Annotated in this window: 25 protein-coding genes; 9 read left to right on the top strand and 16 right to left on the bottom strand. The window is 34.2% G+C overall.

Going from position 1 to position 25,852, the window contains the following annotated elements; translation table 11 throughout:
• Positions 1-11: 11 nt before the first annotated feature.
• The 5 genes from BHX94_RS01700 to BHX94_RS01680 all read right to left on the bottom strand — a co-directional run bounded on the left by BHX94_RS01700 (position 12) and on the right by BHX94_RS01680 (position 4,077).
• Positions 12-941: a class I SAM-dependent methyltransferase gene (locus tag BHX94_RS01700; protein ID WP_170120726.1), complete on the bottom strand. Its 930-nt coding sequence runs from the start codon at positions 939-941 to the stop codon at positions 12-14.
• 60 nt (positions 942-1,001) lie between these two features.
• A complete protein-coding gene (tpx, locus tag BHX94_RS01695) occupies positions 1,002-1,499 on the bottom strand; it encodes a thiol peroxidase (protein ID WP_096076156.1) in 498 nt (165 codons plus the stop codon).
• Between the two features lie 76 nt (positions 1,500-1,575).
• Entirely contained in the window at positions 1,576-2,166 is a 591-nt protein-coding gene (locus BHX94_RS01690; RefSeq protein WP_111744655.1) for an RDD family protein, read from the bottom strand.
• 9 nt (positions 2,167-2,175) lie between these two features.
• Positions 2,176-3,186: a signal peptide peptidase SppA gene (gene sppA / locus BHX94_RS01685; protein WP_199798131.1), complete on the bottom strand. Its 1,011-nt coding sequence runs from the start codon at positions 3,184-3,186 to the stop codon at positions 2,176-2,178.
• 126 nt (positions 3,187-3,312) lie between these two features.
• Positions 3,313-4,077, bottom strand: a complete 765-nt coding sequence (locus BHX94_RS01680) for a sulfite exporter TauE/SafE family protein (RefSeq protein ID WP_111744653.1) — start codon at positions 4,075-4,077, stop codon at positions 3,313-3,315.
• A 74-nt stretch (positions 4,078-4,151) separates the two neighbouring features.
• Here BHX94_RS01680 and BHX94_RS01675 point away from each other — a divergent pair, with 74 nt between their 5' ends.
• Positions 4,152-4,934, top strand: a complete 783-nt coding sequence (locus tag BHX94_RS01675) for a TrmB family transcriptional regulator (protein ID WP_111744652.1) — start codon at positions 4,152-4,154, stop codon at positions 4,932-4,934.
• 48 nt (positions 4,935-4,982) lie between these two features.
• On the opposite strand, the gene BHX94_RS01670 is transcribed toward BHX94_RS01675, so the two are convergent.
• From BHX94_RS01670 to ezrA, 4 genes are read right to left on the bottom strand one after another with little or no spacing between them, the layout of a single operon-like run.
• Entirely contained in the window at positions 4,983-5,789 is an 807-nt protein-coding gene (locus BHX94_RS01670; RefSeq protein WP_111744651.1) for a glycerophosphodiester phosphodiesterase, read from the bottom strand.
• 12 nt (positions 5,790-5,801) lie between these two features.
• Positions 5,802-7,013, bottom strand: coding sequence for a tRNA uracil 4-sulfurtransferase ThiI (gene thiI / locus BHX94_RS01665; protein WP_111744650.1), 1,212 nt, complete (start codon positions 7,011-7,013; stop codon positions 5,802-5,804).
• Positions 7,010-8,146 carry a cysteine desulfurase family protein gene (locus tag BHX94_RS01660; protein ID WP_111744649.1) on the bottom strand — a complete coding sequence of 379 codons (1,137 nt, stop codon included), beginning with the start codon at positions 8,144-8,146 and terminating at the stop codon, positions 7,010-7,012. The genes thiI and BHX94_RS01660 overlap by 4 nt, the downstream gene beginning before the upstream one ends.
• Before the next feature lie 55 nt (positions 8,147-8,201).
• Positions 8,202-9,902, bottom strand: a complete 1,701-nt coding sequence (ezrA, locus tag BHX94_RS01655; protein ID WP_170120725.1) for a septation ring formation regulator EzrA — start codon at positions 9,900-9,902, stop codon at positions 8,202-8,204.
• A 136-nt stretch (positions 9,903-10,038) separates the two neighbouring features.
• Here ezrA and BHX94_RS01650 point away from each other — a divergent pair, with 136 nt between their 5' ends.
• From BHX94_RS01650 to BHX94_RS01635, 4 genes are all read left to right on the top strand, one after another.
• A complete protein-coding gene (locus BHX94_RS01650) occupies positions 10,039-10,515 on the top strand; it encodes a GAF domain-containing protein (protein WP_111744647.1) in 477 nt (158 codons plus the stop codon).
• Positions 10,516-10,734: 219 nt separating this feature from the next.
• Entirely contained in the window at positions 10,735-11,337 is a 603-nt protein-coding gene (gene rpsD / locus BHX94_RS01645; protein ID WP_096076146.1) for a 30S ribosomal protein S4, read from the top strand.
• Positions 11,338-11,446: 109 nt separating this feature from the next.
• Positions 11,447-11,884, top strand: coding sequence for an OsmC family protein (locus BHX94_RS01640; protein ID WP_111744646.1), 438 nt, complete (start codon positions 11,447-11,449; stop codon positions 11,882-11,884).
• A gap of 307 nt (positions 11,885-12,191) precedes the next feature.
• The gene (locus BHX94_RS01635) at positions 12,192-13,502 is read left to right on the top strand and encodes a cation:dicarboxylate symporter family transporter (protein ID WP_111744645.1); all 1,311 of its coding nucleotides are present in this window, start codon (positions 12,192-12,194) and stop codon (positions 13,500-13,502) included.
• Between the two features lie 30 nt (positions 13,503-13,532).
• Here the strand turns inward: BHX94_RS01635 and hutH are convergent, their stop codons facing one another.
• Both hutH and nagE read right to left on the bottom strand, forming a co-directional pair.
• Complete coding sequence (gene hutH / locus BHX94_RS01630; RefSeq protein WP_111744644.1) at positions 13,533-15,038, bottom strand: histidine ammonia-lyase; 1,506 nt, start codon at positions 15,036-15,038, stop codon at positions 13,533-13,535.
• 179 nt (positions 15,039-15,217) lie between these two features.
• Positions 15,218-16,708, bottom strand: a complete 1,491-nt coding sequence (nagE, locus tag BHX94_RS01625) for an N-acetylglucosamine-specific PTS transporter subunit IIBC (RefSeq protein WP_111744643.1) — start codon at positions 16,706-16,708, stop codon at positions 15,218-15,220.
• Positions 16,709-16,917: 209 nt separating this feature from the next.
• On the opposite strand from nagE, the gene BHX94_RS01620 reads away from it, so the two are divergent.
• Positions 16,918-17,124: a hypothetical protein gene (locus BHX94_RS01620; protein WP_111744642.1), complete on the top strand. Its 207-nt coding sequence runs from the start codon at positions 16,918-16,920 to the stop codon at positions 17,122-17,124.
• 17 nt (positions 17,125-17,141) lie between these two features.
• On the opposite strand, the gene BHX94_RS01615 is transcribed toward BHX94_RS01620, so the two are convergent.
• Positions 17,142-17,561 carry a DUF1801 domain-containing protein gene (locus BHX94_RS01615; protein WP_111744641.1) on the bottom strand — a complete coding sequence of 140 codons (420 nt, stop codon included), beginning with the start codon at positions 17,559-17,561 and terminating at the stop codon, positions 17,142-17,144.
• Between the two features lie 265 nt (positions 17,562-17,826).
• Here BHX94_RS01615 and BHX94_RS01610 point away from each other — a divergent pair, with 265 nt between their 5' ends.
• On the top strand, positions 17,827-18,054 hold the full coding sequence (locus BHX94_RS01610) for a hypothetical protein (protein WP_111744640.1): 228 nt from the start codon (positions 17,827-17,829) through the stop codon (positions 18,052-18,054).
• A 3-nt stretch (positions 18,055-18,057) separates the two neighbouring features.
• Here the strand turns inward: BHX94_RS01610 and BHX94_RS01605 are convergent, their stop codons facing one another.
• Complete coding sequence (locus BHX94_RS01605; RefSeq protein ID WP_111744639.1) at positions 18,058-18,666, bottom strand: lysophospholipid acyltransferase family protein; 609 nt, start codon at positions 18,664-18,666, stop codon at positions 18,058-18,060.
• Positions 18,667-18,909: 243 nt separating this feature from the next.
• Between BHX94_RS01605 and BHX94_RS01600 the strand changes: the two genes are divergently transcribed.
• Complete coding sequence (locus tag BHX94_RS01600; protein ID WP_111744638.1) at positions 18,910-20,166, top strand: S1C family serine protease; 1,257 nt, start codon at positions 18,910-18,912, stop codon at positions 20,164-20,166.
• A gap of 48 nt (positions 20,167-20,214) precedes the next feature.
• Here the strand turns inward: BHX94_RS01600 and BHX94_RS13080 are convergent, their stop codons facing one another.
• The 3 genes from BHX94_RS13080 to tyrS form a co-directional block, all read right to left on the bottom strand.
• Positions 20,215-21,063, bottom strand: coding sequence for a TPM domain-containing protein (locus BHX94_RS13080; protein ID WP_111744637.1), 849 nt, complete (start codon positions 21,061-21,063; stop codon positions 20,215-20,217).
• On the bottom strand, positions 21,063-21,656 hold the full coding sequence (locus tag BHX94_RS01590; RefSeq protein WP_096076135.1) for a LemA family protein: 594 nt from the start codon (positions 21,654-21,656) through the stop codon (positions 21,063-21,065). Before BHX94_RS01590 ends, BHX94_RS13080 begins: the two co-directional genes overlap by 1 nt.
• Before the next feature lie 120 nt (positions 21,657-21,776).
• The gene (tyrS, locus tag BHX94_RS01585) at positions 21,777-23,033 is read right to left on the bottom strand and encodes a tyrosine--tRNA ligase (RefSeq protein WP_111744636.1); all 1,257 of its coding nucleotides are present in this window, start codon (positions 23,031-23,033) and stop codon (positions 21,777-21,779) included.
• A 386-nt stretch (positions 23,034-23,419) separates the two neighbouring features.
• Between tyrS and BHX94_RS01580 the strand changes: the two genes are divergently transcribed.
• A complete protein-coding gene (locus tag BHX94_RS01580; protein WP_111744635.1) occupies positions 23,420-25,810 on the top strand; it encodes a transglycosylase domain-containing protein in 2,391 nt (796 codons plus the stop codon).
• The last annotated feature ends 42 nt before the right edge of the window (positions 25,811-25,852 follow it).

The following is a 25,852-nucleotide window of genomic DNA, read 5'->3' as shown; positions in this document are numbered from 1 at the left end:
TAATACAGCAATTATTTATTACGATTTTCTGAATACCATGTATCAAGTTCGTCTAAAAAGGCTTTCATTTTTCTTTCATCTTTAAAATCAGGAATATTAGCCAACAAAACTTCTACCGGCTTTGAATCTGTTACCTTTTTATTCTCTAGTACTAACAGACTTTTGCGCAAATTTTCTGATTTAAATAGACTAGTAGGAAAATTTAAAAATGCCTGCATAACTGTTTCTGTAGCAATGAATTTTTGGAGCTGTTCTACTTTATCTCCTTCAAATAACATGCTCGGAACGATTAAAAATGCAAGACCCCCTGGTTTTAATGAAGCAACCGCTTGTTCAATTAGAAGATGGTGGCTATAACTATGTCCTTCTTTAAAGCCAAGCTTCATTTCGTGACTACGTTCATCAACCGGATAATAACCAATTGGAAAATCTCCTACTGCTATATCGAAATCACCTTCTGGTAAAGGCATGATGGCATCTTGCGGGAAAACATCCATCGGCACTTCTAAAAAGTTCGCTAAGTGTACACTTAATCTAGATAATACTGGATCTACTTCTACTAATACGTGATCAAATGTCGTTTCAGGATTTTGTTCATGTATAGTGGCTGATAGGTGTCCAGTACCACTTGTCAGATCAAGCATCTTAATTTCTTTACTATCCTGCATAAATAATCGAATGACATATGCCACCAAATAACCGATACTGTCTGGTGTCATCTGATGATTTGGTTGAATCATCTCTTCTTTTAACATGCTTAAATAGCTGAACTGAAATGCTTTACGGCGGTCTATTACCGTACTACGTTCTAAAGTATCACGTTCATTCATATAAATATCTTCAAGTGCCAGACCTAAATTCTCAATGAAACTGTGTCCATTTTCTTTCTGAAATGCTTTAGCTTTATCGTCTATAAGTTTAAATAATTCTTCTATCATCATTGTTTCCTTTCAAATAAAAACTGCCCACTCGGGGCAGCATTTATGCATTATTATTGTAAATTAGATTGATTTTAAAGCTTCGATTGCTTTATCATAATCCGGATGATTTGTTCCTTCTGAAACGATTTCAGTGTAAACTACTTCATTAACATCGTTTAATACGAACACAGAGCGAGCTAATAAACGTAATTCTTCCATTACTACACCGTAGTTTGTACCGAATGATAAATCTTTATGGTCACTTAAAGTAACAACGTTATCTAAACCGTTAGCTGCACACCATTTTTTTTGTGCAAAGGGTAAGTCAGCTGAGATAGTGATTACAACTGCATTATCAATGCTACTTGCTTCTTCATTGAATTTACGTGTTTGTTGTTCACATACACCAGTATCAATCGAAGGGATAACTGAAATTAATTTTTTCTTTCCTTCAAAGTCAGCTAATGTCTTAACATTTAAATCTGTATCTAATACTGAAAAATCAGGCGCTGCTGTACCTACAGTTACTTGCTCACCTAATAATGTTACTGGGTTATTTTTAAAAGTTACTTGAGTCATTTGTCTTCCTCCTTAAGTGTTATTCACTTAATAATTTACCATGAACAGCACAAATTATAAAACTATAAGCATTATTTTAACGGATGCCTTCATTTAATATAAATTGTCTGATTGGCTCCTTGTCTTCTCTTACAACAAATGTATCACTCAGTATATCGTGTATCCCACGTTTTTTAGGATTGAATAATACTACAAGATAAAGCAGTGACCAAAAGAAATTACTAATATAACGACCGAATAATTCTCTTGTAAGCACTGTACCGATCGAAAGTTTTTCCTCCTTCAAACTTAACACTTTAAGACGTAGTATCATCTTACCTAAAGTTGCTCTAAAGCAATAAGTCATCAATATAAAATAGCTGAAATAAATGATCGCACTTAAAATATTTTCCACCGAGAACAGTCTTATACCAAAATAAGTATCATGTAATCCACCTAATCCAACGATTGGTCCAATGATAATCCCTTTAATACAAGAAATGAGAATAAGATCAATAATATATGCAATTAAACGAATGCCGAACCCTGCATGGGTCAACGCTAAAATTTCATCTTCAAGTTTACGCTTATGACTATATGTACCGCTAGCTCTTTCGCTTACATATTGACCATTATCGATTGGAGAATATTGACGGACTGTATTACTTTCATTAAAATGTTCTGTCATTTTTCTCACCTACTCCCCATATAGATACATTGGCTCTAAACCTTGACGTTTTGACAGAATTTGTTGAACACGATCAACATCACTTTGTCCCATCAGTTGTTTAACGAATGTATTCGCTGCAAAGAAATCTTTACCGAAAAATGAATCATCCGCATTAAACTCGATCACTTCAGCATTCTTTGCTTTCAAATCTTCTTTCATCGCTTTTAATGCATCTTTTTCCATACCAATTTCATCAATTAAATTTAGTTTCTTAGCTTGTAATCCTGAGTAAATACGGCCATCAGCTATTTTTTTCACTTGTGCTGTATCAATATGACGCCCCTCACTGATTACTTTTACGAATGCATTATAGCTTTCATCTACAAAGCTCTGTAAAATCTTGCGCTCTTCTTCATCCATCTCTTTTGTCGGACTCATAATATCTTTATGCGGCCCACTTTTAATCGTATTAAATTTAACACCATATTTATCAGCTAATTCTTTATAATTCATAGATTGCATGATTACACCAAGAGATCCTGTAATGGTTTCACTTGAAGCATAAATTTTATCAGCTGGTGCAGAAATATAATATCCACCAGAAGCAGCCATATTTTTCATCGTTACATACACTTTCTTACCAGATTTTTTTATTGCTTTGATAGCATCATGAATTTCAGCGCTTTCATATACCCCACCACCTGGAGAGTTCACTACAAGCATCAGACCTTTAATATTGTCATCGTCTTTAATTTGTTCTAAAGTCTGTAATGTCTTCGTATGGTTGTATCCTGCTTCATCAAATAATCCTGGAACCCCAGTATCCTGGATTACACCGTCTACTTCAACACGTGCAATTTGGTTAGATCCATCTGTACCTTCAAGTACTGTAGTACTTAGTTCATCATTTTTCATATTTGTAGCTTCTTCAAATGATTTCGAAAAATTCGTTGTTACAGCACTTGTAAAGAAACTTACAGACGTTCCTAAAATAAATAAAACTGCCGCAATAATCATTGCAATAACTCTTTTACTCATCAATTCATCCTCCAATATTTTTATTCTACTTAATCATAACAGATTATTGATATCCAAGAAGAATATCCATGCGCTTTTAAGGTAATTTTAAGATTCTTTACTAAAAAAGAAATATCTAATCGTTTCCTATAGATATTCCTTAATGTAATCAAATATATTTTTACCGATTAATAATACAGTCACACATACAAATAGTACTTTAACATATGATACACCTTTTCTAATGGCAAACTGGCTACCAACATAACTGCCAGCAATCATCGCAGCGCCCATGCTTAGTCCATATGTAAAATTGACTTGCCCTAATACAATAAATAATAATAGCGCACCTAAGTTACTCGCAAAGTTTAAGACCTTCGCGTTTCCTGCAGCACTTAAAAAGTCAAATCCGATAATCAAAAAGACAAACAGCAGGAAACTACCGGTTCCCCCGCCTAAAAAACCATCATAAAATCCAATTAAACCAATGATGATAATAAATAATATCAATTTTTTCTTTGTAAGTTTCTGATACGTTGAAATATCGCCCCAATCTTTTTTAAATAACGTGTAAATTAATACGAGTGATAACATAATAATTGCAAGTGGCTTTAAATATTCTGGCGGCAGCTTTGTTGCAACAAATGCACCCATTATAGATAAAATAAATGATAACGGAAACAGTTTTGCAACGATATTAAAATCCACTTTACGGGAACGGATAAATGAAATCGCAGACGTAAATGATCCAAATGATGATGCTAGTTTATTAGTACCTAATGCCATAGAAGGCGGCATACCTGTGGCGAGTAATGCAGGAATACTAATCAGTCCCCCGCCACCTACCACGGAATCGATAAATGCAGCTAAAAATCCGAAAATAATTAAAATGAGTAAAATTTGAATATCCACATTGAACGCTCCTTTAGTTACTACTATAATAGTAACTATAAAACAAAATTGAAATTACGTAAAGAGGTGTTTTTTTGGAACAAGATATTATTAAACAAATGATGCATCTTGGATTAAGTAGCTATGAAGCAAAATGCTACTTAGCCTGTATCAAATTAGGTAAAGCAAACGGTTATCAAATCAGTAAACTTTCTGCAGTACCACGTGCCAGAATATACGATACGCTTGATAAATTAATCGAAAAAGAACTCATAACAAAAATTGATGAAGCAGAACAAATCTATTATGTAGCACTCCCATATCAAACTTTTATTGATCGTAAACGAATGGAATATGAAAATACGATGAATGACTTACAGACTAATTTAAACAATATTAATACAGTTACACCAGAAGATATTATTATAAAGACATATCAAACAAAAGAAGATATTATCCAGAAAGTAAAAGAGATTATAAACAATACAAAAGAAACACTTTATGTTTCTTTATGGCCAGGTACACTCAACAATATTGAAGATATATTAAAAGAAAGAGACATAGTTTTAAAAGGTATTATCTTCAAAAATAATCAATCCTTAAATCACAAAAACAACCAACTTTTGATCCATAGACCCACACGTTATACAGACACAATCGAAGATAAACAATGGTTTATTATTATCAATGATCAAGGCGAGATGATTTATGGGAGTGATCTTAATATTCAGTCACAAGCTTATTACTCAATTGATCCACAACAAATTTATTTAATGCAGAACTTTATCTGGCATGACATACTTGTAAATCAGCTTGTCGAACAGAACCCCGAAGCTGATGAATGGATAGAACTCAAGAGACAAGTATTCTTTACTTAAATATGTCAAAAAAGCTAGCGACGAATAATTGTCGCTAGCTTTTTAAAATTAACTTTCAAATATTTCTCCATTATCCATTCGAAATTGCTTTCTAAGTATATCCGGATAATTCGTAAAAGCACCATCAATACCTTCATTGATAAGTCGCTCCATATCTGTCTCATCATTTAAAGTATATGGGAAGACAAGAAAGCCGATATGATGTATACGTTTAATTAATGCCTGATCTAAATCTTTATAGTTAGGACCTACCGCATAAACAAACTGATGAATCTTCTCTAAATCATCATCGGTCATATTACGTAACATGCCTTTCTTGCATAACAATAGTAATGGAATGCCTTGCTTTAACTGATTCATCTTAATCAAACTTTCTAAACTAAACGACTGAATTACAGTTTGATAATTCGCCATTCTCTCGTCAGTTAACAAATTAAAATCTTCTAGAATCATCGTCAATTGTTCTTCCATACCTGGATAAATATCTGGTGCTTTCGTTTCTATATAATAATTCGCTTGTCCGTAACGCATAAACACTTCTCGTAAAGTCGGAACGGTCTGCTCAGCATAATAAACATGTGCAAGTTCGGGGAACTTATCATTAAACCACTGACCAATATATATACGTTTTACCTCTTCAAGCGTCATTTCTTTGATTGTACCTTGCGTGAGTCCTGTACGTTCAATCGTTTCATCATGCATCACGATAATTTCTCCGTCCAGGGTCATCTGTACGTCAAGTTCAATATAGTCTGCGTGCATATCAAAGTGACTTAAATCATAAGATGCATAACTATGTTCGGGTGCATAGGCACTAGCACCACGATGAGCAATTACCACATTTTTATCTAACATTATACCATCTCCTTATAAAAGGTCAGAGAAGTCATTTTCCGCTTTTTGATTATTTTTTGAAAGAGTAATCGTCTCTATACCTTCAATCGCTTTCTTGATCATGGCATCAAAATCAACTTTACTTTCAAAGCTTTCTACTTTATCTAGTCTAGGATTAGTTTTAGGATTTTTCGGTGTAAATATTGTACAGCAATCTTCAAACGGTAAGATAGACGTTTCATATGTACCAATTTCTTTCGCTTTAATTACGATCTCTTCTTTATCATACGTTAATAAAGGGCGTAGAATCGGTAAGTTTGTGACCGCGTTAATGGCATACATACTGCCTAACGTTTGAGAAGCTACCTGACCTAAATTTTCTCCGTTGACAAGTGCTTTCGCATCGATTTGACGAGCAAATTGATCAGCGATACGCATCATCATACGACGCGTTGAAGTCATCGTTAAATTTTCTGGTACTGTCTTATGAATCATCTTCTGAATATCAGTAAAAGGCACGAGATGAAGTTTAATTTCTCCGGCAGTTTCAGCCATGATCTGAGTTAAATCAATAACCTTCTGTTTCGCTTCTTCACTTGTAAATGGTGGGGAATGAAAATGTATCGCTTCAATTGTAACACCACGACGCATCACCTCAATTCCTGCAACCGGAGAATCAATACCACCAGATAACATTAACAATGTCTTTCCACCTGTACCAACCGGTAATCCACCTGCGCCTTTAATAACGCGTGAGTATAGATATGCTGCGTCGCGACGAATTTCAACTAATAACTTGTAGTCAGGATCTTTTACTTTAACAGTTAAATGCTCAATATGCTTTAATATCTCTCCACCAAGTATTTGCTGTAAATCAAATGTTTCGTAAGGAAAGCCTTTATCAGATCGTTTCGCATCTACTTTAAACGTTTTGCCTGGTTCATCAATGTCTTTAGCTAATACAACAGCTGCTTCTTTAATTGCTTCGATATCTTTTTCTACTTTAACAACAGGACTTACTGAATGTACACCAAATACTTTAGAGATACGACGCATAATCTCTTCAACATCCGCATCTTCTGAAACTTCAACGTACATTCTATCTCTATTTGCTAATACTTTATATCCTTCTAAAGGGATTAAAGCGTATTTAATATTACTTTTTAACTGGTTAACAAATGTGTTACGGTTTCCTGATTTTAATGTCAGTTCGCCGTATCTCACTAATATATGATCAAATTTCATCGTTTTAATAGCTCCTTCATCTCTTCATAGATCAATTCAAATGCTTTAATAAAAGCTTCAATATGTGCATCAGTTGTATATTTATCAAAAGAAATACGTACACTTCCAGTAATCGCATCTTCTGGTACATGGAGTGCAGTTAATGTTTCATTTAACTTTGCTCGCTTTGATGAACAGGCACTCGTTGTAGATATCATAATACCATGTTTAGAAAAACTATTGACGATAACTTCACCTTTTACCCCGACAAATGAAATATTTACAACATGCGGCGCACCGTCTTTTACTGAATTTACACGAATACCAGGATACTGACTCACCTTAGATTCTATCGTCTTTTTATACTGGTTCATACGCTTGATACTATCTTCTTGTTCATTTAAAGCGATACGCATCGCTTTTGCCAATGAAACGTCACTCGCAACATTTACTGTGCCGCTTCTAAAGCCATATTCTTGTCCTCCACCAAATAAAGTATGCGTAATGGTAACTAGTTGTTCAAACACAAGTATTCCTTGTCCTTTTAGACCATTGAATTTATGGCCACTTAATACAAAGCTATCCATCATCTTAGCATCAATCGGTAGTTTACCAAAGGACTGTACACAGTCTACATGAAAATGAATCTTTGGATATTCCTGAATAATATCATGTATCTCTTTAATCGGTAGAACTGCACCCATCACGTTATTAACATGCATTAAGCAAACCATGATGACATCCTGATCAAGTATCGATTTAAAATGTGCGAGATTAAGCGTGGCATCTTCATTAAACTGAACATATTTAATATTAAAGCCTTCATCTTCCAGTGCTCTGACTGTTTCTAACACCGATGGATGTTCAAGTTTAGAAGTGATGATTGTCTTTCCAAACTGTTTCTTACTGCGTGCCATTCCAGTAATCACTAAATTATTTGATTCTGTTGCACCACTCGTAAAAATAACTGATTGATGGGTTAACCCCAACAATGATTTAATCTGATCTCGAGCGGATTCAAGTAATTTATTTGCTTCTAAACCTTTGTCGTGAGGACTGCTCGGGTTAAAGAAGTATTTCGTATTGACAGTATTAAAAGTATTTAATACTTCAGGGTCTGGTTTTGTTGTTGCACAATTATCTAAATAATTCATAAATTCACCTCAATGAATAAAAGACTTGAACGAGTTCAAGTCTTTTATTGCTTTATTATTGTCTTTGATTTAATACACTTGCTTCAATCTTTTCCGTAACACCAGGTTCAACACGCTCAATTGCAGCTTCTGCAATCTCGACCGCACGCTTATATCTGTTGTTACTAAATAATCGTTCTGCTTCGTTTAAATCTTTGTTTACATCTGGCCTTTCTTTTCTATATCGATTACCATACTGTATCAATTTCTCAGCATACTCGGCATTTTCTAATACGTCAACCGCTTCGGCTTCAAATGAATTCATCGTAATTAATACTTTGTTTACTTTATCACGAACTTGCGTCACATTCATCGGACGTTTATTGAATAGTTGGTGTACTCCACGTGTTTCAATATCAATTTCATTCTTCATGATAATAAAACGTTCAGGTACGCTTGATAAGTTAGATGCAAGTAATCGGCGATAAATCTCTTCTTTCTTAGCTTGAATCTTTAATATATTCTTTTGCGCTTCCTGCTCATCTTCACGTAAATTTGTTAAATGCTGCTGTATCTTATCCTGGTTATCATTGATGACTTTCACATGGTCATCAATATATTTTAGATTATCTTCAACTTCAGTATAGCGAATACTTGATTTAGCTGTTTCGGTTAAGATTTCATCATAAACTGTAATTAAACTCTGTATCTCATTATCATACTGACGAACTTTTTGAATATCTTCTTCATTGATATAGTAGCTTTCTTTTACGTATTCAATTTCAGTACGTAATGTATAGTTCATATCTTTTGCATGGAATAACTGATCAGTAATGCTTTCTTTCGTTGTCTCTACTTTATTCTTAGCATTCACTTCATATTCGATTAACTCTAACATTTCATCGAGTGAGTCATTGATTTCATTAATAATCGCTTCTGCTTCATTTAACTGTAATCTCGCAATTAACGGTTCTACTAAATTAAGCTTACCTTTTAATGTTTGTAGATTACTATCCACTTTAACATGTTCTAAATTGTAACCTTCAATCTTCAGATCACGACATCCGAAACGAATATCCTGGAACTGTCCTGGCAATTCTTTTTGAACATCACGAATAAGTAATGGAATATCTTCCATATCTTCTTTTAAACGTGTCATTTCATTATGTAGAGCAGTAATATGATCATGGGCATCATCATAATTTCCAGCTGCAACTAAACCTTCATATACTTCAATTTTTGGTGCATACGTTTCAATTTGAGCTTCCAGCGGATCAGCAGCTTCTCCAAATTGATGACGGTTCGCTAACACATCACGCTTAGCTTCTCTATAAATAATTTTACAAGCATCATATTTTCTATCATCTTCTTTCGTTGACGATAAATAATTATTAATCTCTTCAGTAAAATGCTGATATTTCTTTTCAATCTGATCAAGTAAATGATGACTTTCTACAACCTTCTCTTCACTTTCTTTAAACTTATATTTATCCAGCGCTTCATCAGCATCATTTATAGTTAACTCACAAACTTTAATATCTTCATTTAAAACAGTCTGCCATTCTTTTTTCCATTTATCAAAACGGCTATTTGCTTGACCTGATAAATTTAAAACTTTAACTTTTACGAGTTCATCCTGGAACGGTAAATTTTTGATTGCATTTTTTCTTGCTTCAACACGCTCAACACTTGCTCTTTTTTGATTTCTTAAATAAAACATAATACCAATAATAATTAGTATTAAAACGATTATTCCAACTATGGCATATATCATCAATTTTCATTCCTTCCAAAGTACTCTTACCTATTATAACGTAAAATATGTATTACAAAAACAATTAATTGTGAAAAGTTCTCAAATTCGTTACACTAATGTATACTAATCATTAGAATTTACAAAATGGAGTGATATTATGTTTGAAACTAGCCATATTAAAGATTATAAGACACTCAATCAAATGCTTGATGCTTTGCTTGAAGGAAAGGATGATATTGTAAGTCATCTCGCAAATGCGAGTGCACTGCTCAATGAATTTCTTACTGACGTAAACTGGGTTGGATTCTACACGATGAAAAATAATCAATTACAACTTGGACCATTCCAGGGCAAACCAGCATGTGTAACAATCCCTGTCGGAAAAGGTGTTTGTGGTACTGCAGTAAGCGAACAAAAAACGATGCGTATCGAAGATGTCCATGCATTTCCTGGTCATATCGCATGTGATGCGGCAAGTCAATCTGAAATCGTTGTACCAATAATCATCAACGATAGTGTATTTGGCGTGCTGGATATCGATGCGCCAATTAAAGATCGCTTTACTGCTGAAGATCAGGAAGGCTTAGAAAATTTCGTATCGGTGCTGAAGAACCACTTATCAAAATTAGTGTAATTCGTTATTGACAATACATATCAACATGTTATAATAACATCTATGTGAATAAACGAAGATAGCAGATAAATATTGAGGCGCTCTATAGTGTCCCCTATGTTGGCGTGTTGTGTAACTGAAGCTATAAGGCGAAGACACGGAATGACACCATATCGACTTAAGCATTTATCATATTTTTGTTTTTTACATAAAAAAACAAAAAAGAGGAGGAGTCACATTATGGCTCGTTTTACAGGTTCAACTTGGAAAAAATCTCGTCGTTTAGGAATTTCTTTAAGCGGCACTGGTAAAGAATTAGAAAGACGCCCTTACGCACCAGGACAACACGGTCCTAACCAACGTAAAAAATTATCTGAGTATGGTTTACAATTACAAGAGAAACAAAAATTACGTTACATGTACGGAATCAACGAACGTCAATTCCGCACAATCTTTGACCGTGCTGGTAAAATGAAAGGTATTCACGGTGCTAACTTCATGGCTCTTTTAGCATCTCGTTTAGATGCAGTAGTGTACCAATTAGGTTTAGCACGTACACGTCGTCAAGCACGTCAATTAGTTAACCACGGTCACATCATGGTAGATGGCGCTCGCGTAGACATCCCATCATACCAATTAAAACCTGGTCAAGTGATTTCAGTTCGTGAAAAATCACAAAAATTAAACATCATTGTTGAGTCAGTTGAATTATCTAACCATGTTCCTGAATACTTAACTTTCGATGCAGAAAAATTAGAAGGTACTTTCGTACGCGTTCCAGAACGTAGCGAATTATCAGCTGAAATTAACGAACAATTAATCGTTGAGTACTACTCACGTTAATAAGTACTTTGAAAGACTATCGTCTTTCTACTATTCCGAACACTTCAGAAACAATGATTCTGAAGTGTTCGTTTTTTTGTTTTATGTGGATATAAAAGGAGGGTGTAAAATGAAACATACATTTAACTGTACTGCTAAATTTACAGGTGGCTATCACGGTGTCGGTACGATAGAAAACAGAAACCTTAAGTCTAAAATATCAATACCGAAAGAAATGGATGGACCTGATATCGGTACCAATCCAGATGAGATGCTTTTATCTTCTGCAGTTACATGCTTTACAATAACATTAAGTTCTATGTTTGAACGTAATAATATTCCGGTTGAAATAGATTATGTGGATGCTAGCGCGACGATTAATAATCAAAAACAAGTATTAACGTATGAAAGTATTACTTACAAAGTCTATTTGATCAGCACAGCACAAATAGACGAGAAAAAAATTATAAGATATGTTAATAAATCCGAAGAAAGTTGTATGATTACACGTGCTCTAAAAGGTAATGTTGAAGTTCAATTGAAATATTTATTAATAATAATATATTAATATAGTAATTTACTCATAAAACTATTTCGGTATCCGGAATAGTTTTTTATAGCATTTAATCCTAGATAAATTATATTAAACAAACAATACAATTTGTGATAGCGTTTACAGCTTTTTTTCAGAAACGTTATTAAATGTATATTTAATATACTTTCAGAGAGTATTCTTAAAGTTCACAGAGTACACAATTACGTCATTATTAAAACATAATGACTACTTAAATTTTCTGACAATTATTAAATAATTAAATTGACAGACTTATCAATAACAAATAAAATACATTAGTACGAAAGAAAAGAGGGATGATATGAGTTCAGTAACAGAGATAAAAAAACCAAAAAAGAAAAAATTTATAAGCTTACCTATGCAGATATTATTAGCATTAGTTCTTGGTGTTGTTGTAGGAGCTATGCTTAACGGAAAAACTGAGTATGTTAACTACTTTCAACCACTAGGTGATATTTTCTTACATTTAATTAAAATGATTGTAGTACCAATCGTATTTTGTTCACTTGTAATTTCGATTGCAGGAACTGGAGATATGAAAACTGTTGGTCGTTACGGCTGGAAAACGTTATTATACTTTGAAATTATTACAACAATAGCAATCGGATTAGGTATCATATTTGCTAACGTGTTTAAGCCAGGTTCAGGTATCGATAAGAATCTATTACCTAAAGGGGACGTTACGAAATATACAACAAATGCTGAAGCAGCCGCAGAATCTACATATGGTAACCACATGATAGATACAATCGTTAATATTATTCCAACAAATATTATCGATTCAATGGCTCAAGGTCAATTATTACCGGTCATCTTCTTCTCAGTATTCTTTGGATTAGGGTTAGCGGCAATCGGTAAAAAAGGTGAACCTGTTAAAGCGTTCTTCGATGGATTCTTAGACGTAATTTTCTGGATGACAAATCAAATTATGAAATACGCACCGATTGGTGTATTTGCGTTTATGGCAGTTACAATTATCAACTTAGGATTAGGTGCTTTAATCCCACTTGGTAAATTAGCATTAGTAGTAGCTGGATCAATGATTTTCTTCATCATCGTAGTACTTGGTGGTGTAGCAGCACTTTGTAAGATTAATATCTTCCATTTACTTGTTATCTTGAAAGAAGAATTAATCTTAGCATTCTCTACTTCAAGTTCTGAAACAGTATTACCAAAGATTATGGAGAAAATGGAGAAATTCGGTGCACCGAAAGAAATCGTATCATTCGTTGTACCTACAGGATATACATTTAACTTAGATGGTTCAGCATTGTACCAATCAATTGCAGCACTGACTATCGCTCAAATGTATGGGGTTCAGTTATCAGTAACAGAACAGTTAGTATTATTAGTAACATTAATGTTAACATCTAAAGGTATGGCAGCTGTACCAGGGACTTCTATTGTAGTATTGATAACAACACTTACTGCAATGAACATTCACCCAGAAGGTTTAGCATTAATCATCGGTATCGACCGTATTTTAGATATGATGCGTACAGTTGTTAACGTCGTTGGTAACTCATTATCTACTTTAGTTATCGCGCGTTGGGAAGGCCGTCTGGATTACGAAAAAGGTCGTAGATATTACGAAACTTTTAAGAAGAAATAAAAAACCACCATTGGTGGTTTTTTTTCTTCATTATTTCTCCTTATATGCTTGTTGTCTTAAAAAGTCAGACACTGTTTTAATATCTTTATGAAATGGTCTGTCTTCTACAATACTATGAACAATCTGACGATATTCATCATATTTAGCTTTTGTTTTCTCAGATAATTTTTCTGCACCTTTGATTTCAGCTGCCTGCAATGCAATAATACATTCAATTGCAATTACGTTTCTCACATTCTCTAATATTTGATACCCATGACGAGCAGCAATTGTTCCCATTGACACATGATCTTCCTGGTTAGCACTTGAAGGAATAGAGTCTACACTTGCTGGATGAGCAAGCGTCTTATTTTCTGACACTAAACTAGCTGCTGCATATTGCATAATCATAGCACCACTTTGTAAACCTGGTTCTGGTGATAAAAATGCTGGTAGTCCACCATTTAACTGTGGATTGACGAGACGTTCGATTCTACGCTCCGATACATTCGCTAATTCACTTAATCCTATCTTCAAAAAGTCTAAAGCAAAAGCAACTGGTTGACCATGGAAATTCCCACCAGAAATAACTAACGTTTCTTCACCCAGATCAAAAATAAGAGGATTATCATTAGCTGCGTTCATTTCCGCTTCTAATTTTTCTTTAACATACTCGAATACCTGGAAACTTGCTCCGTGAATTTGAGGGATACATCTCAGTGAATAAGCATCCTGAACACGAACTTCACCTTGTCTCGTTGTTAATTGAGAGCCCTCTAGCCAACCTAGCATACGTTTAGCCACACCAACTTGAGCATCATTATTACGCACAATATGAATATTTTCGTTATATGCATCTGTTATACCATTCAATGATTGATGCGTAAGTGAGGCGATCCATTCAGCCTGATATGCAATATCGATAGCTTCAATGTAATTGATAACACCTTGAGCAGTCATAGTCTGTGTACCATTAATTAATGCCAGCCCCTCTTTTTCCTGTAACACTAAATGACTTCTTCCCAAACGTTCAAGTACATCTTTACTATTTTCAACTTTGCCTTGATATTCAACATCACCTTCTCCGATTAAAGCCAACGCCAAATGTGATAATGGCGCTAAATCTCCAGATGCTCCTAATGAACCTTGTCCAGGAATAACCGGAATAATTCGTTCGTTAATAAAGAATACTAATTGATCGACCAATGCTTCTGTTACCCCTGAGTGCCCTTTTAACATCGTATTAAGACGTAAAATCATCATAACAAGTGATACGTTTGAATGAAACGGTTGCCCCACCCCACAAGCATGTGAACGAATAAGATGTACTTGTAAATCATTGCATTTATCCTGGTCAATTAAAACATCACAAAACAATCCAAAACCAGTTGTAATACCATAAATCGTTTCTTTATTTTCTATGATCTTTTCTACAGTTTTTCTACTTCTTTTCACTCTGCTTAAAGCTTCATCAGATATGGCGACAACATCATTGTTATTTAAGAATTTTCTAATCGCATCGATTGTTAAATTATCACCTGTTAATAATAAAGTCATTTATATTCTCCTTTTTAATTATTCTAATTTTTCAGACAATATTATTATAGAATGAAAACGTTTACAAAACAATAGAATATCCAAAAATTGTATTATGATATTGTGTTATCACATTAATGAAGTAAAGTTTAGATAAAATAAAAAAACAGCCAAAAGGCTGTTTTTAAATCATCATTGCATTACTTTAAATATTCATCTACAACATCTGCTACTTGTTGGACATGTGTGCCGATGATAACTTGAGCATTCTTACGCCCAACCTTCATTACACCAGCTGCACCAGCACGTTTAATCAAGTTCTCATCCACAATTGAATTATCCTTTAGTTCAAAACGTAAACGCGTCGCACAGTTTGTTACACTTTCAATATTCTCTTTACCGCCTACACCTGAAATTACAGATTGTGCAAGTTTATCGTATTTTCCAGGTTGAGATGTGCTAACGACAACATTTTCTGATGATGTATGACCCATATCTGCATCTTCTTGCGCAATCATCTTAGCGATATCTTCGTCAGATTCACGACCTGGAGTTTTAATATCTTGTAGTTTAATAATTGCTCTAAAAATTACATAGTATAATACAAAATAAACTAGTCCTAATACTAAGAGCATAAATGGGTTATTAGCATTCGGATTTTTAGTTGAAAGTAAAAAGTCAATTGCTCCTGCACTAAAACCAAAGCCAGCCGTCCAATGCATACTTGCCGCAATAAACATTGAAATACCCGTCAATAATGCATGAATTAAATATAAACTTGGTGCAATAAATAAAAATAAGAACTCTACAGGTTCAGTAACACCTGTAACAAATGCTGCTACGGCACCAGCTAAGAAAATACCTGCTACCGCTTTTTTACGTTCAGTTTTTGCTGAATGATACATTGCTAACGCAGCACCTGGTATACCGAACATCATCACCGGGAAGAATCCGGCTTGATACATACCAGTTACTCCCTTAACAGCATCTTTACTTTGGAATTTTCCAATATCATTAATACCAGCAACATCAAACCAGAAAACAGCATTAAGTGCATGGTGTAATCCAGTGGGAATTAATAAACGATTGAAGAATCCAAATAGACCTGCTCCGACTGCTCCTAATCCAATCATCCATTCACCGAAAGAAACAAGTAATCCGAAGAAGAATGGCCACACAAATAATAAAATAACTGACAAAATCATTGCAAAGACAGATGTTAAGATTGGCACTAATCGTCTACCACTAAAAAATGCAAATGCTGTTGGCAATTCAGTTTGATGAAATTTGTTAAAAGTCCATGAAGAGATAAAACCAACAAGTAAACCAATAAATACGTTATTGATCTTTCCAAAACTCATATCAACTTTTTCAGGTTTGATATGCAGTAAGTTTGCTACGGAAGCTTGTGATAAAACAGTTGTAACAACTAAAAATCCCACAACTGCTGCTAAAGCTACAGCTCCATCTCTAGATTTAGACATTCCAAGAGCAACACCAATCGCAAAAAGTAAACCTAAATTATCAAGAATTGCTCCTCCAGACTTAATTAAAAATCCAGCAATAGGGTTATTTGCACCCCATCCTGTTGGATCAATCCAGTAACCTATACCCAATAACAGTGCTGCTGCTGGTAATACAGCTACAGGTAACATCAGACTTCTACCTAATCTTTGTAAGAATGAATACATATACTTACCTCCTATGAAATAAAATTTTACACTACACCTTATTTTATTATTTAAACTCAACGGATACAATATATATTTTGTTAAGCATATATACATTTATTGTACATCCTCAAATATATATGCAATAATATTATATATTTGAAAAAAAAACTTTTAATTATATGGTTTGTTAGCTATAATAAACTAATAACTAATTTAAGGGTGATTGAATGAAAGGTCTTCCATTTCTATTTAAAGGTAGATTAACTGCATATCAAATATCTACTGCTACAGATATTGATATTGAATTAATTGAATCACTGTTTACAGATGAACAGAAAATTGAATCTTTAGATGATGATACTTATACAAAACTTAAAAATTTAGAGTGCAGTCTCTTTCCTACAGAAATTAAAAATAATGAAACAAGTGCCTAACTTGATTCATTATTTTTTTATGTATTATCATACTGATTTTGAAGATATTTCATTGAATCTACAATAAGATGTTTTAATACTTTAACATCAATTTGTTCTATATCACTTATATACACACACGTCTTCCCTAGTGTATGTTTCCCCAACTCCTTTAAATAACGATCACGATTAATATTATCCTGAGCAAAGTACAAACTTATTTTACTTTTCTTCAGACCAAATGCGATGAGCGGTGCATCTCCTTCTATTTGATTGTTTAACTTATAATGATATTTTCCAAACCCAATAATATTAGGGCCCCACATCTTTCCGATAAATCCAGAGCTTTCTTCAAAGATTTCCAATAATTTAATACAGTCTTTTCTACGTTTTCTATCTTCTATCGTTTCAATAAATTCTATTACTGAATCTTCTTTTTTCATCCTATGTATCGTCATGCTGCACCCCCATGTTACTTTTAATAAATTATACTATATATTCTGAATATTTAATATATTGTTTTTGAATTTATTATAATTTTACATGCTATTTTTTTACTCTATTAATAATAATAATTAGTTCATATTATATAGGGGGATCATCAACGATGGTTTTAGTTATATTTGAAATAAAATTTATCATACGTTATGCGTTTAAAGTAGCAGTATACGGGGAAATAGTATTATAACTTAACTATAAAAATTTGGAAGTGGGTGAAGACTTATGAGTATCATCGTACTAAAAACGTCTTATCCTTACTCATCTGATGAAAAAACAGAATATAAATTAATTCAAAATGAAGTTGAGAAAGTATCATATATTAGTAAAATCAAAGAAAAAACACAGGCTATCGCCAGTAAAACAAACCAACCTCAAATCATAAAACTTGAATTTATTTACCCAGAGGACAAAGAGACGTATCTCTACAAAACATTAAAACACGAAGCGTAATAATTACGCTTCGTGTTTTAATTTAGTTATTAATGTATTTGTTTTACTTTCTAATGTTTGTGTAATCTCTTCAATTGCCTCATTTTTCTTATATTGTGCAGTAAAAGTCTGACTATCAATTGGTTCACCAAACATAATATAACATTTTTCTTTTCCAAATATTACATCTTTAAATTTAATCGGTCCTTCGTAAGCTGCCGGTAATAGTTTAGATTTACTCATTACAGAAATAGTGGCTGCCCCTTTTTTCATCGGTGCATTATCTGCGCGTTGTCCACTTGGAAATATCCCAACAATCTTATGCTCTTTAATTAACTTTACTGGCGTCTTTATTGTTGATGGTCCTGGATTCGCTCTGTTTACAGGGAATGCATTCACAGATCTAAAGAACTTATCAAGTAACTTTCCTTTAAACAATTCCTGTTTCGCCATATAGTGCACTTCTCTTGGGTATAGTGCCATTGCAAGTATAATAATTTCAACCATACTTCTATGATTACATGTAACGATAAACGCTTCATTTTTAGGGACATTTTCTTTACCTATTACTTTAACTTTACGTAATAGAATATTTGTTACAAAGTAAATAAGCGTTGCCAAAAATTTGTACATGTTATGTGCTCCTTGTTGTTTGATATAACATTTTTTTATTCTATGTTTTGTTCTTTGAATTATATATTTGTTTTTTAATATGCATTATAATTTTAACTCTATTTTATTTTAGCACAATTTAAATGCATATGAATATACTTTGTTGATTTGTCGATTTCGTGAACTGAAGGTTTAATATATGAAATTTTCAGATATAAATGGTATGTTATTTTATTATATCAACTATATTTAGGGGGAAATTTAATGGAAAGATATAATCAACATGATAATGAAAAAAGATTAATACATAATAATGAATCATATGATGCTAATGAAAACGTTCAATATGTTCGTAATGATGAGCCGCGTACATATAAAAAGAATAATGGACCTGGCTTTTTTAAATTATTGTTAGCTGCCGTCCTGGGTTCAGGTCTGACGATTGGTGCATCACATCTACCCAATTTAGTATCTCCAGGTACAGGTTCTAATTCTAATGCTACACCGATTCAGGTTGACCAGAAAACTGCCGGTAATAATACAGAACTTGCTGATATGTTAGAGCAGGTTTCACCTGCAGTCGTTGGTGTCATCAATATGCAACAGGCAAATAGTAGCATCTTTGATATTTTACGTGGAGATAGTGGTAGTAGTGAAGAGACACCTGCAGGCACCGGGTCTGGAGTTATCTATCAGTCGACTGATAATGAAGCATACATCGTAACTAACAACCACGTTGTAGAAGGCGCTAAAGATTTAAAAGTACGTTTATCTACAGGGGAAACTGTGGATGGTACTTTAATAGGAACCGATGCTTTAACAGATATTGCAGTATTAAAAATCTCTGGTCAATATAATATTAAGCCTATTCCGTTTGCAGATTCTTCAAAAATTCGTATTGGCGACACTGTTTATGCAATCGGAAATCCATTAGGTATTGAATTATCAGGTAGTGTTACTGAAGGTATTATTAGTGCAAAAGAAAGAACAATGAAGGTCGATACTTCAGCTGGAGAATCGTCAGTAAAAGCAATTCAGACTGATGCTGCAATCAATCCTGGTAACTCAGGTGGAGCGTTAATTAATAATCAAGGGCAGTTGATCGGTATTAATACTTTGAAGATATCAGCAGACACTGTCGAAGGTTTAGGCTTTGCAATTCCTTCAAACGATACGAAAGTCATCATAGATCAACTTGTAAAAGATGGTAAAGTGGTTCGCCCATTCATGGGCCTTGCATTGGTTAGTATTGAAAATGTACCTGCTAATTATTTAGAGAAAATGAATGTATCGGCTAACACAGGAGCACTTGTTGCAGGTACTGATGAAAAAGCCGGTAAAGTATTTAGAGAAGGCGATGTCATTGCTCAAATTGAAGGACAGGATGTTAGAACAGATGGCGACGTTCGCAACTATATATACAAGAACAAAAAAGCTGGAGATAATGTAAAGTTTACAATTATCCGTGATGGTAATAAAAAAGACGTTGAACTGACATTAAGAAGTACTGAAGATAAATAATAAAAAAGGACTAACAACATTGTATGTAGTGTTGTTAGTCCTTTAATTTTAGAATCCTCTGCCAGCGCCACCGCCACCAAAGTCTCCGCCGCCAAATCCGCCGCCGCCGAATCCGCCTGAAGAGAATCCGCCGCCGAAGCCTCCACCGGTTGGGAAGAAGATGACAGGTCCTGATGAACGTCTACGTCCACCACCGCCGCCACCTCGGCCACCTCCCATAAAGATAGAGATGACTAAGTATAATAAGAATAATCCAATTAATATTTCGAATACACTAATACCGTCTGAACTATCATCGACCATCGGTGTATCTCTCGTATATTTTTCACCATCAAATCCATAACTTTTACTTACTTCATCAAATATTGCATTATAAAGTTTTCCAAGCCCTTGAGCATAAAGTGCCTTACTCTCAGCAGTTTCACCTTTTGGATCAGCTGCAAGTGCTTTTCGTACATCAGGCATCGCATATTTATCAATCATAGCTCCGACCTTCGCATCATTTAAGACACCTTCCAAGCCATAACCAACTTGTACTTCAATACCTCTATTTCTAAATTCATTACCGTTATCTAAATTAAACAAAATCACTATCCCGTTGTTTTTCTCTTTATCTCCGACGCCATATTCACGTCCAACGCGAAGTGCATAATCTCCTCTTACTTCTTGCCCTATCGACGGCATCGTCATGATTAAGATTTCAGCGGTAGTACCTTTTTGTAACGTTTCACCACGCTGATTGAGAAAATCTTTTTCATTTTGTTTGAATATGCCGAGATGGTCCTGAACAAATATAGGTTGTTCAAGCTTTGGCAATGGCTCAGCTGCATTCGCCGGTAAAGTAATCGTGAAGATTAAAAAGAGCGCGATAAAAATCGCGAACTTTTTCTTATACATTATTTACTTTCTCCATCAGCATTAAAATCGATACTTGGTGCTTTATTTGCAGCTTCATCGGCTTTAAAGAATTCTTTCTTTTCAAATCCAAGCATGCCAGCATATAAGGCTGCAGGGAAACTTCTTACCGCTTTATTATAAGTTGTAACAACTTCATTGTAATCATTACGCGCTACAGCGATACGATTTTCTGTACCAGCTAATTCATCACGTAAACCTGTAAACTGCGTATCAGCTTTTAGATTCGGGTAATTCTCCTGAATTGCAATTAAACGACTCAATGCTGAGTTTAATTCCGCATTGGCATTTGCTTTATCTTCCATTGAACCGTTTTCTTTTGCACCTGCTAATTTCGCACGTGCATCAGAAACATCTTTAAATACTTTTTCTTCGTGTTTTGCATAACCTTTTACAGTTTCAACTAAGTTTGGAATTAAATCCAGACGTCTTTGTAACTGTGTATCAACCTTTGCTTCCGCATTTTGCACATCAGCATCTAGTCCGACAAGTTTATTGTAAGGACCGATTAACATACTACCAATAATTAATAATAAAACAACTAATCCGATAATAGGTATTAATAATTTTTTCATATCATTTCTCCTTTTAATTAAGTATTTATTTTTACCCTCTAAATTGGCTTCTAAACGCCTTCAATAAAGAAATGTTAAAGAGATGAAGCATAATGCTCCATCTCTTTAACATTTAATCATTTATTTATATGTGATCATAAAGTACTTTTTCTTACCACGGCGAATTATTGTAAATTCTTCTTCAATTTTATCTGCTGAAGTAATTTCATGACTTGTATCTGTAACTTTTTCACCGTTCAACGAAATCGCACCGTTCTTAATATCTTCACGTGCCTGACGTTTACTTGGTGCAATACCTGCTTCGATTAATACTTCAACAAGATTCGTATTTTCTACAGCTTTCTGTGGTACGTCTTTAAAGCTCGTACGTAACTGATCTGCTGTTAAGGCTTTTAAATCACCTTTAAATAAAGAATCAGTAATATTGATTGCTTCTTCTAATGCAGCTTCGTCATGTACATATTTTGTAACTTCTTCAGCCAATTTCTTCTGAGCTAAACGTAAATGAGGTTCTGTCTCAACTGACCTTTCTAACGCATCAATTTCTTCTTTACTTAAGAATGTAAAGTATTTTAAGAATTTAATTACATCGCTATCCGGTGTGTTGATCCAGAATTGGTAGAACTCGTACGGACTTGTCTTTGTACGATCTAACCAAATCGCGCCGCCTTCAGATTTACCGAACTTCTTACCGTCCGATTTCACAACTAATGGGACTGTCATACCGAATGCTTCAACTTCACCATACATACGACGCATTAATTCTAAACCGCTCGTAATGTTCCCCCATTGGTCACTACCACCAATTTGAAGTTTAACGTTATGTTCTTTATTTAAATGACCGAAGTCTATTGCCTGCAAAATTGTATAAGTAAACTCAGTAAATGAGATACCTGTCTCTAAACGTGATGCAATACTATCCTTGCTTAATAAATAATTCACACCAACGTGTTTCCCGTAGTCACGTAAGAATGTTAATAGATCAATTTGACCTAACCAGTCTTTATTATCGACACGCATCGCGCCTGTATCACCGTCGAAATCAAATAATTGTTCCATTTGCGCTGAAATACCATCTACATTGCGTTGAACTTGTTCTATTGTTTGTAAAGTGCGCTCGTCTGTACGACCTGATGGATCCCCAATCATTCCTGTAGCACCACCAATTAATACAACTGGACGATGACCATGTTGCTGGAATCGTTTCAATGTCATGAAAGGTAACAAGTGACCAATATGCAAGCTGTCCGCAGTAGGATCGGTTCCGCAATATACACTAATACTCTCCTTATTCAGTAATGCTTCAATTTCTTCTGGATGCGTTTCCTGATAGATGAGACCTCTCCATCTTAAATCTTCTAATAATGCATTTGCCATCTTTGTTCCTCCTCTAAAATTTATTGTTTAAATTGCTGATATGGATATGTCTTTAATATCAATAAATGATTTATAATAAAATAAAAAACACCCCTACAAAAAATGTAAGGGTGCTCATGCACGGTACCACCATACTTATGATTAAATCATCACTTATTAATGAAAAGGTCATTATCCTTAAGGCCGAAAGTTTAGGTGTATTCATATGTTCATTGCTTAGTTTGCACCAACCACTAAGTCTCTTCACTCAATAAGTCATACTACTTGTCCTAAAAACCTTTATATTCAGTTCAATTTAAATTATGATACTAGTGTAAACAATAGATTCTATAACGTCAAGTCCCTGAAATTATGATATACTAAAAAATATTCAGGAGGAAATTTGTATGCCGAAAAAACAACGTCAAATATTCAAACCTAAACAAACGAAAGATAATATTAAATCAACTTTTAAGTCTATAGAATTCACCCCTTACGTATGGTTTCACGGTATTTACGAAACGCTTACACGTACCTTTCTGTTCCTCTTAGTAACAGGATTACTCATCGGTACATTACTTTTGGGACTAGGTACAGGGTATTTTTTAGCACTAGTTAAAGATGAACCGGTAAAAAATAATACTGCACTTAAAAAATCATTATACGAAATGACACAAAGTACTACAGTTTATTTCGGTACCGGTGAAACTCTTGGTACACTTAATGCTGACGTACAACGTGAAGTGATTAAGTATAATAAAATGAGTCCCCACGTCATCGATGCATTAATTGCTACAGAAGACGAAAATTTCTATAAACATAATGGTATCGTACCTAAAGCATTTATCCGTGCAACTGCACAAGAGTTTTTAAATATGGGCGTAACAAGTGGGGGTAGTACGCTAACACAACAATTAATTAAGAACCAGCTGCTAACAAACGAAACGTCTTTTAAACGTAAAGCAAAAGAAATGATGCTTTCATTTAAAGTTGAGAAATCACTCTCTAAAAAAGAAATTATTGAAGCTTATTTAAATGTTGTCAGCTTTGGTCGAAATACAAATGGACAAAATATTGCCGGAGTTCAGGCTGCTGCACAAGGTATATTTGGCGTTGATGCAAATAAATTAAATGTCGCTCAAGCAGCTTATATTGCGGGTATGCCTCAAAATCCTTATACATACACACCATTCTTACAGACAGGTGAGTTTAAGAAAGATAAAGACTTGAAGTTCGGTTTTGAACGTCAACAATATGTGCTAATGCGTATGTATCAAGAGAAAAAAATTACAAAAGCGCAATATGAACAGGCTAAAAAATTTAATCTAAAAAAATCATTTACAAAAGATTTCGAAGTTCCTAACGAAAAGTATCCATTCTTAACTCAGGAAGTTGAATCACGCGCAATTGATATTCTAAAATATATATTCGCTGAAAAAGATAATATTTCTCGCCAGGAATTAGATGAAACACCAGTATTACAAGAAAAATATGTCGGCATAGCAAATCGTGCTATTCGAAATAATGGTTACATCATCGATACGACAATTCATAAGAAAATTTTTGATACGATGGATCAGATTAAAGATAACCCAAATTACTATTCTTATGCCAGAAATGCAAATGTAAATGGTAAAACAAAAGCAATCAATATGGAAGTCGGTGTCCTTTTAAAAGAAAATGACTCTGGTAAAATTCTGTCATTCATCGGCGGACGTAATCATAATGATTCTCAAAACAACCATGCGACTAAAACGAAACGTTCTCCAGGATCAACAATTAAACCTTTACTAACATATGCGCCAGCAATCGAATATGGTATCACTGCACCAGAAGCAGCATTACTTGATAAACAATTTAATTATAATGGATACTCTCCAGAGAACTATGCAAGAATGGAATATAACGTTGTAACAACGCGTTATGCATTAGAAAACTCACTTAACTTAAGTACATTACGTTTATACTCTGGCATTCAAGATAGAAAGCCATGGGAATTATTGCAGAAGATGAATTTTAACATACCGAAGTCAGAACAAGAGAACTTATCATTAGCGCTTGGTGCCACTGATATTACGTTAGAAAACAATGTCGATGGGTTTTCTACTTTAGCAAATAAAGGGAACTATCAGGAAAGCTATATGATTGAGTCGATTAAAACGCGTGACGGTAAGGTCATCTATCAGCATAATGCGCGTCCTGTTCGCATTTACAGTCCAGAAACTGCATATATTACAACAGACATGCTGCGTGGTGTATTAGATACAGGTAGTGGATATCAGTTAAAAGGAACATTTATGTATAACCAGGATTGGGCAGGAAAAACAGGTACAGCGCAAGAAGGTAAAGATAGCTTATTTATCGGCTATAATCCAAAAGTAACGATGGGCATCTGGATGGGATATGACGTCCCTACATCATTTGATGAAGAAAATCATTACCAGTTAAGATTATGGCGAGATATAATCAATCAGATTACCACTCAGGATCAGCTACAGATGGGTGTAGGTGAAAGATTTAATCAGCCTGATGATGTTAAAAAGATTGAAATGTGTCAATATTCAATGTCTCAAAAAGGATCATGTGATGGCGGTGAACCTCTGAAGCAAAGCTTAGTATGGAGTAAGACAGATACCTCACAAAAGAAATTAGATGATTATAGAATATTATCTCGTTTAGGTGAGAAACTAGATCCTGAAACGAGAAAGAAAATCTCATCTAAACAAAGTCCATCTGATACTTTATCAAAAGCAAATCAAAAAGCAAAACCAACGAATGATAAGAAGAAAGATAATTAATCTGCACAATAAAATAAGCCTCCACGATATAATTCATGGAGG

The sequence above is a fragment of the Macrococcoides bohemicum genome (assembly GCF_003259675.1).
GTDB lineage: Bacteria > Bacillota > Bacilli > Staphylococcales > Staphylococcaceae > Macrococcoides > Macrococcoides bohemicum.
This window is presented reverse-complemented; position numbering and strand designations above follow the sequence as displayed.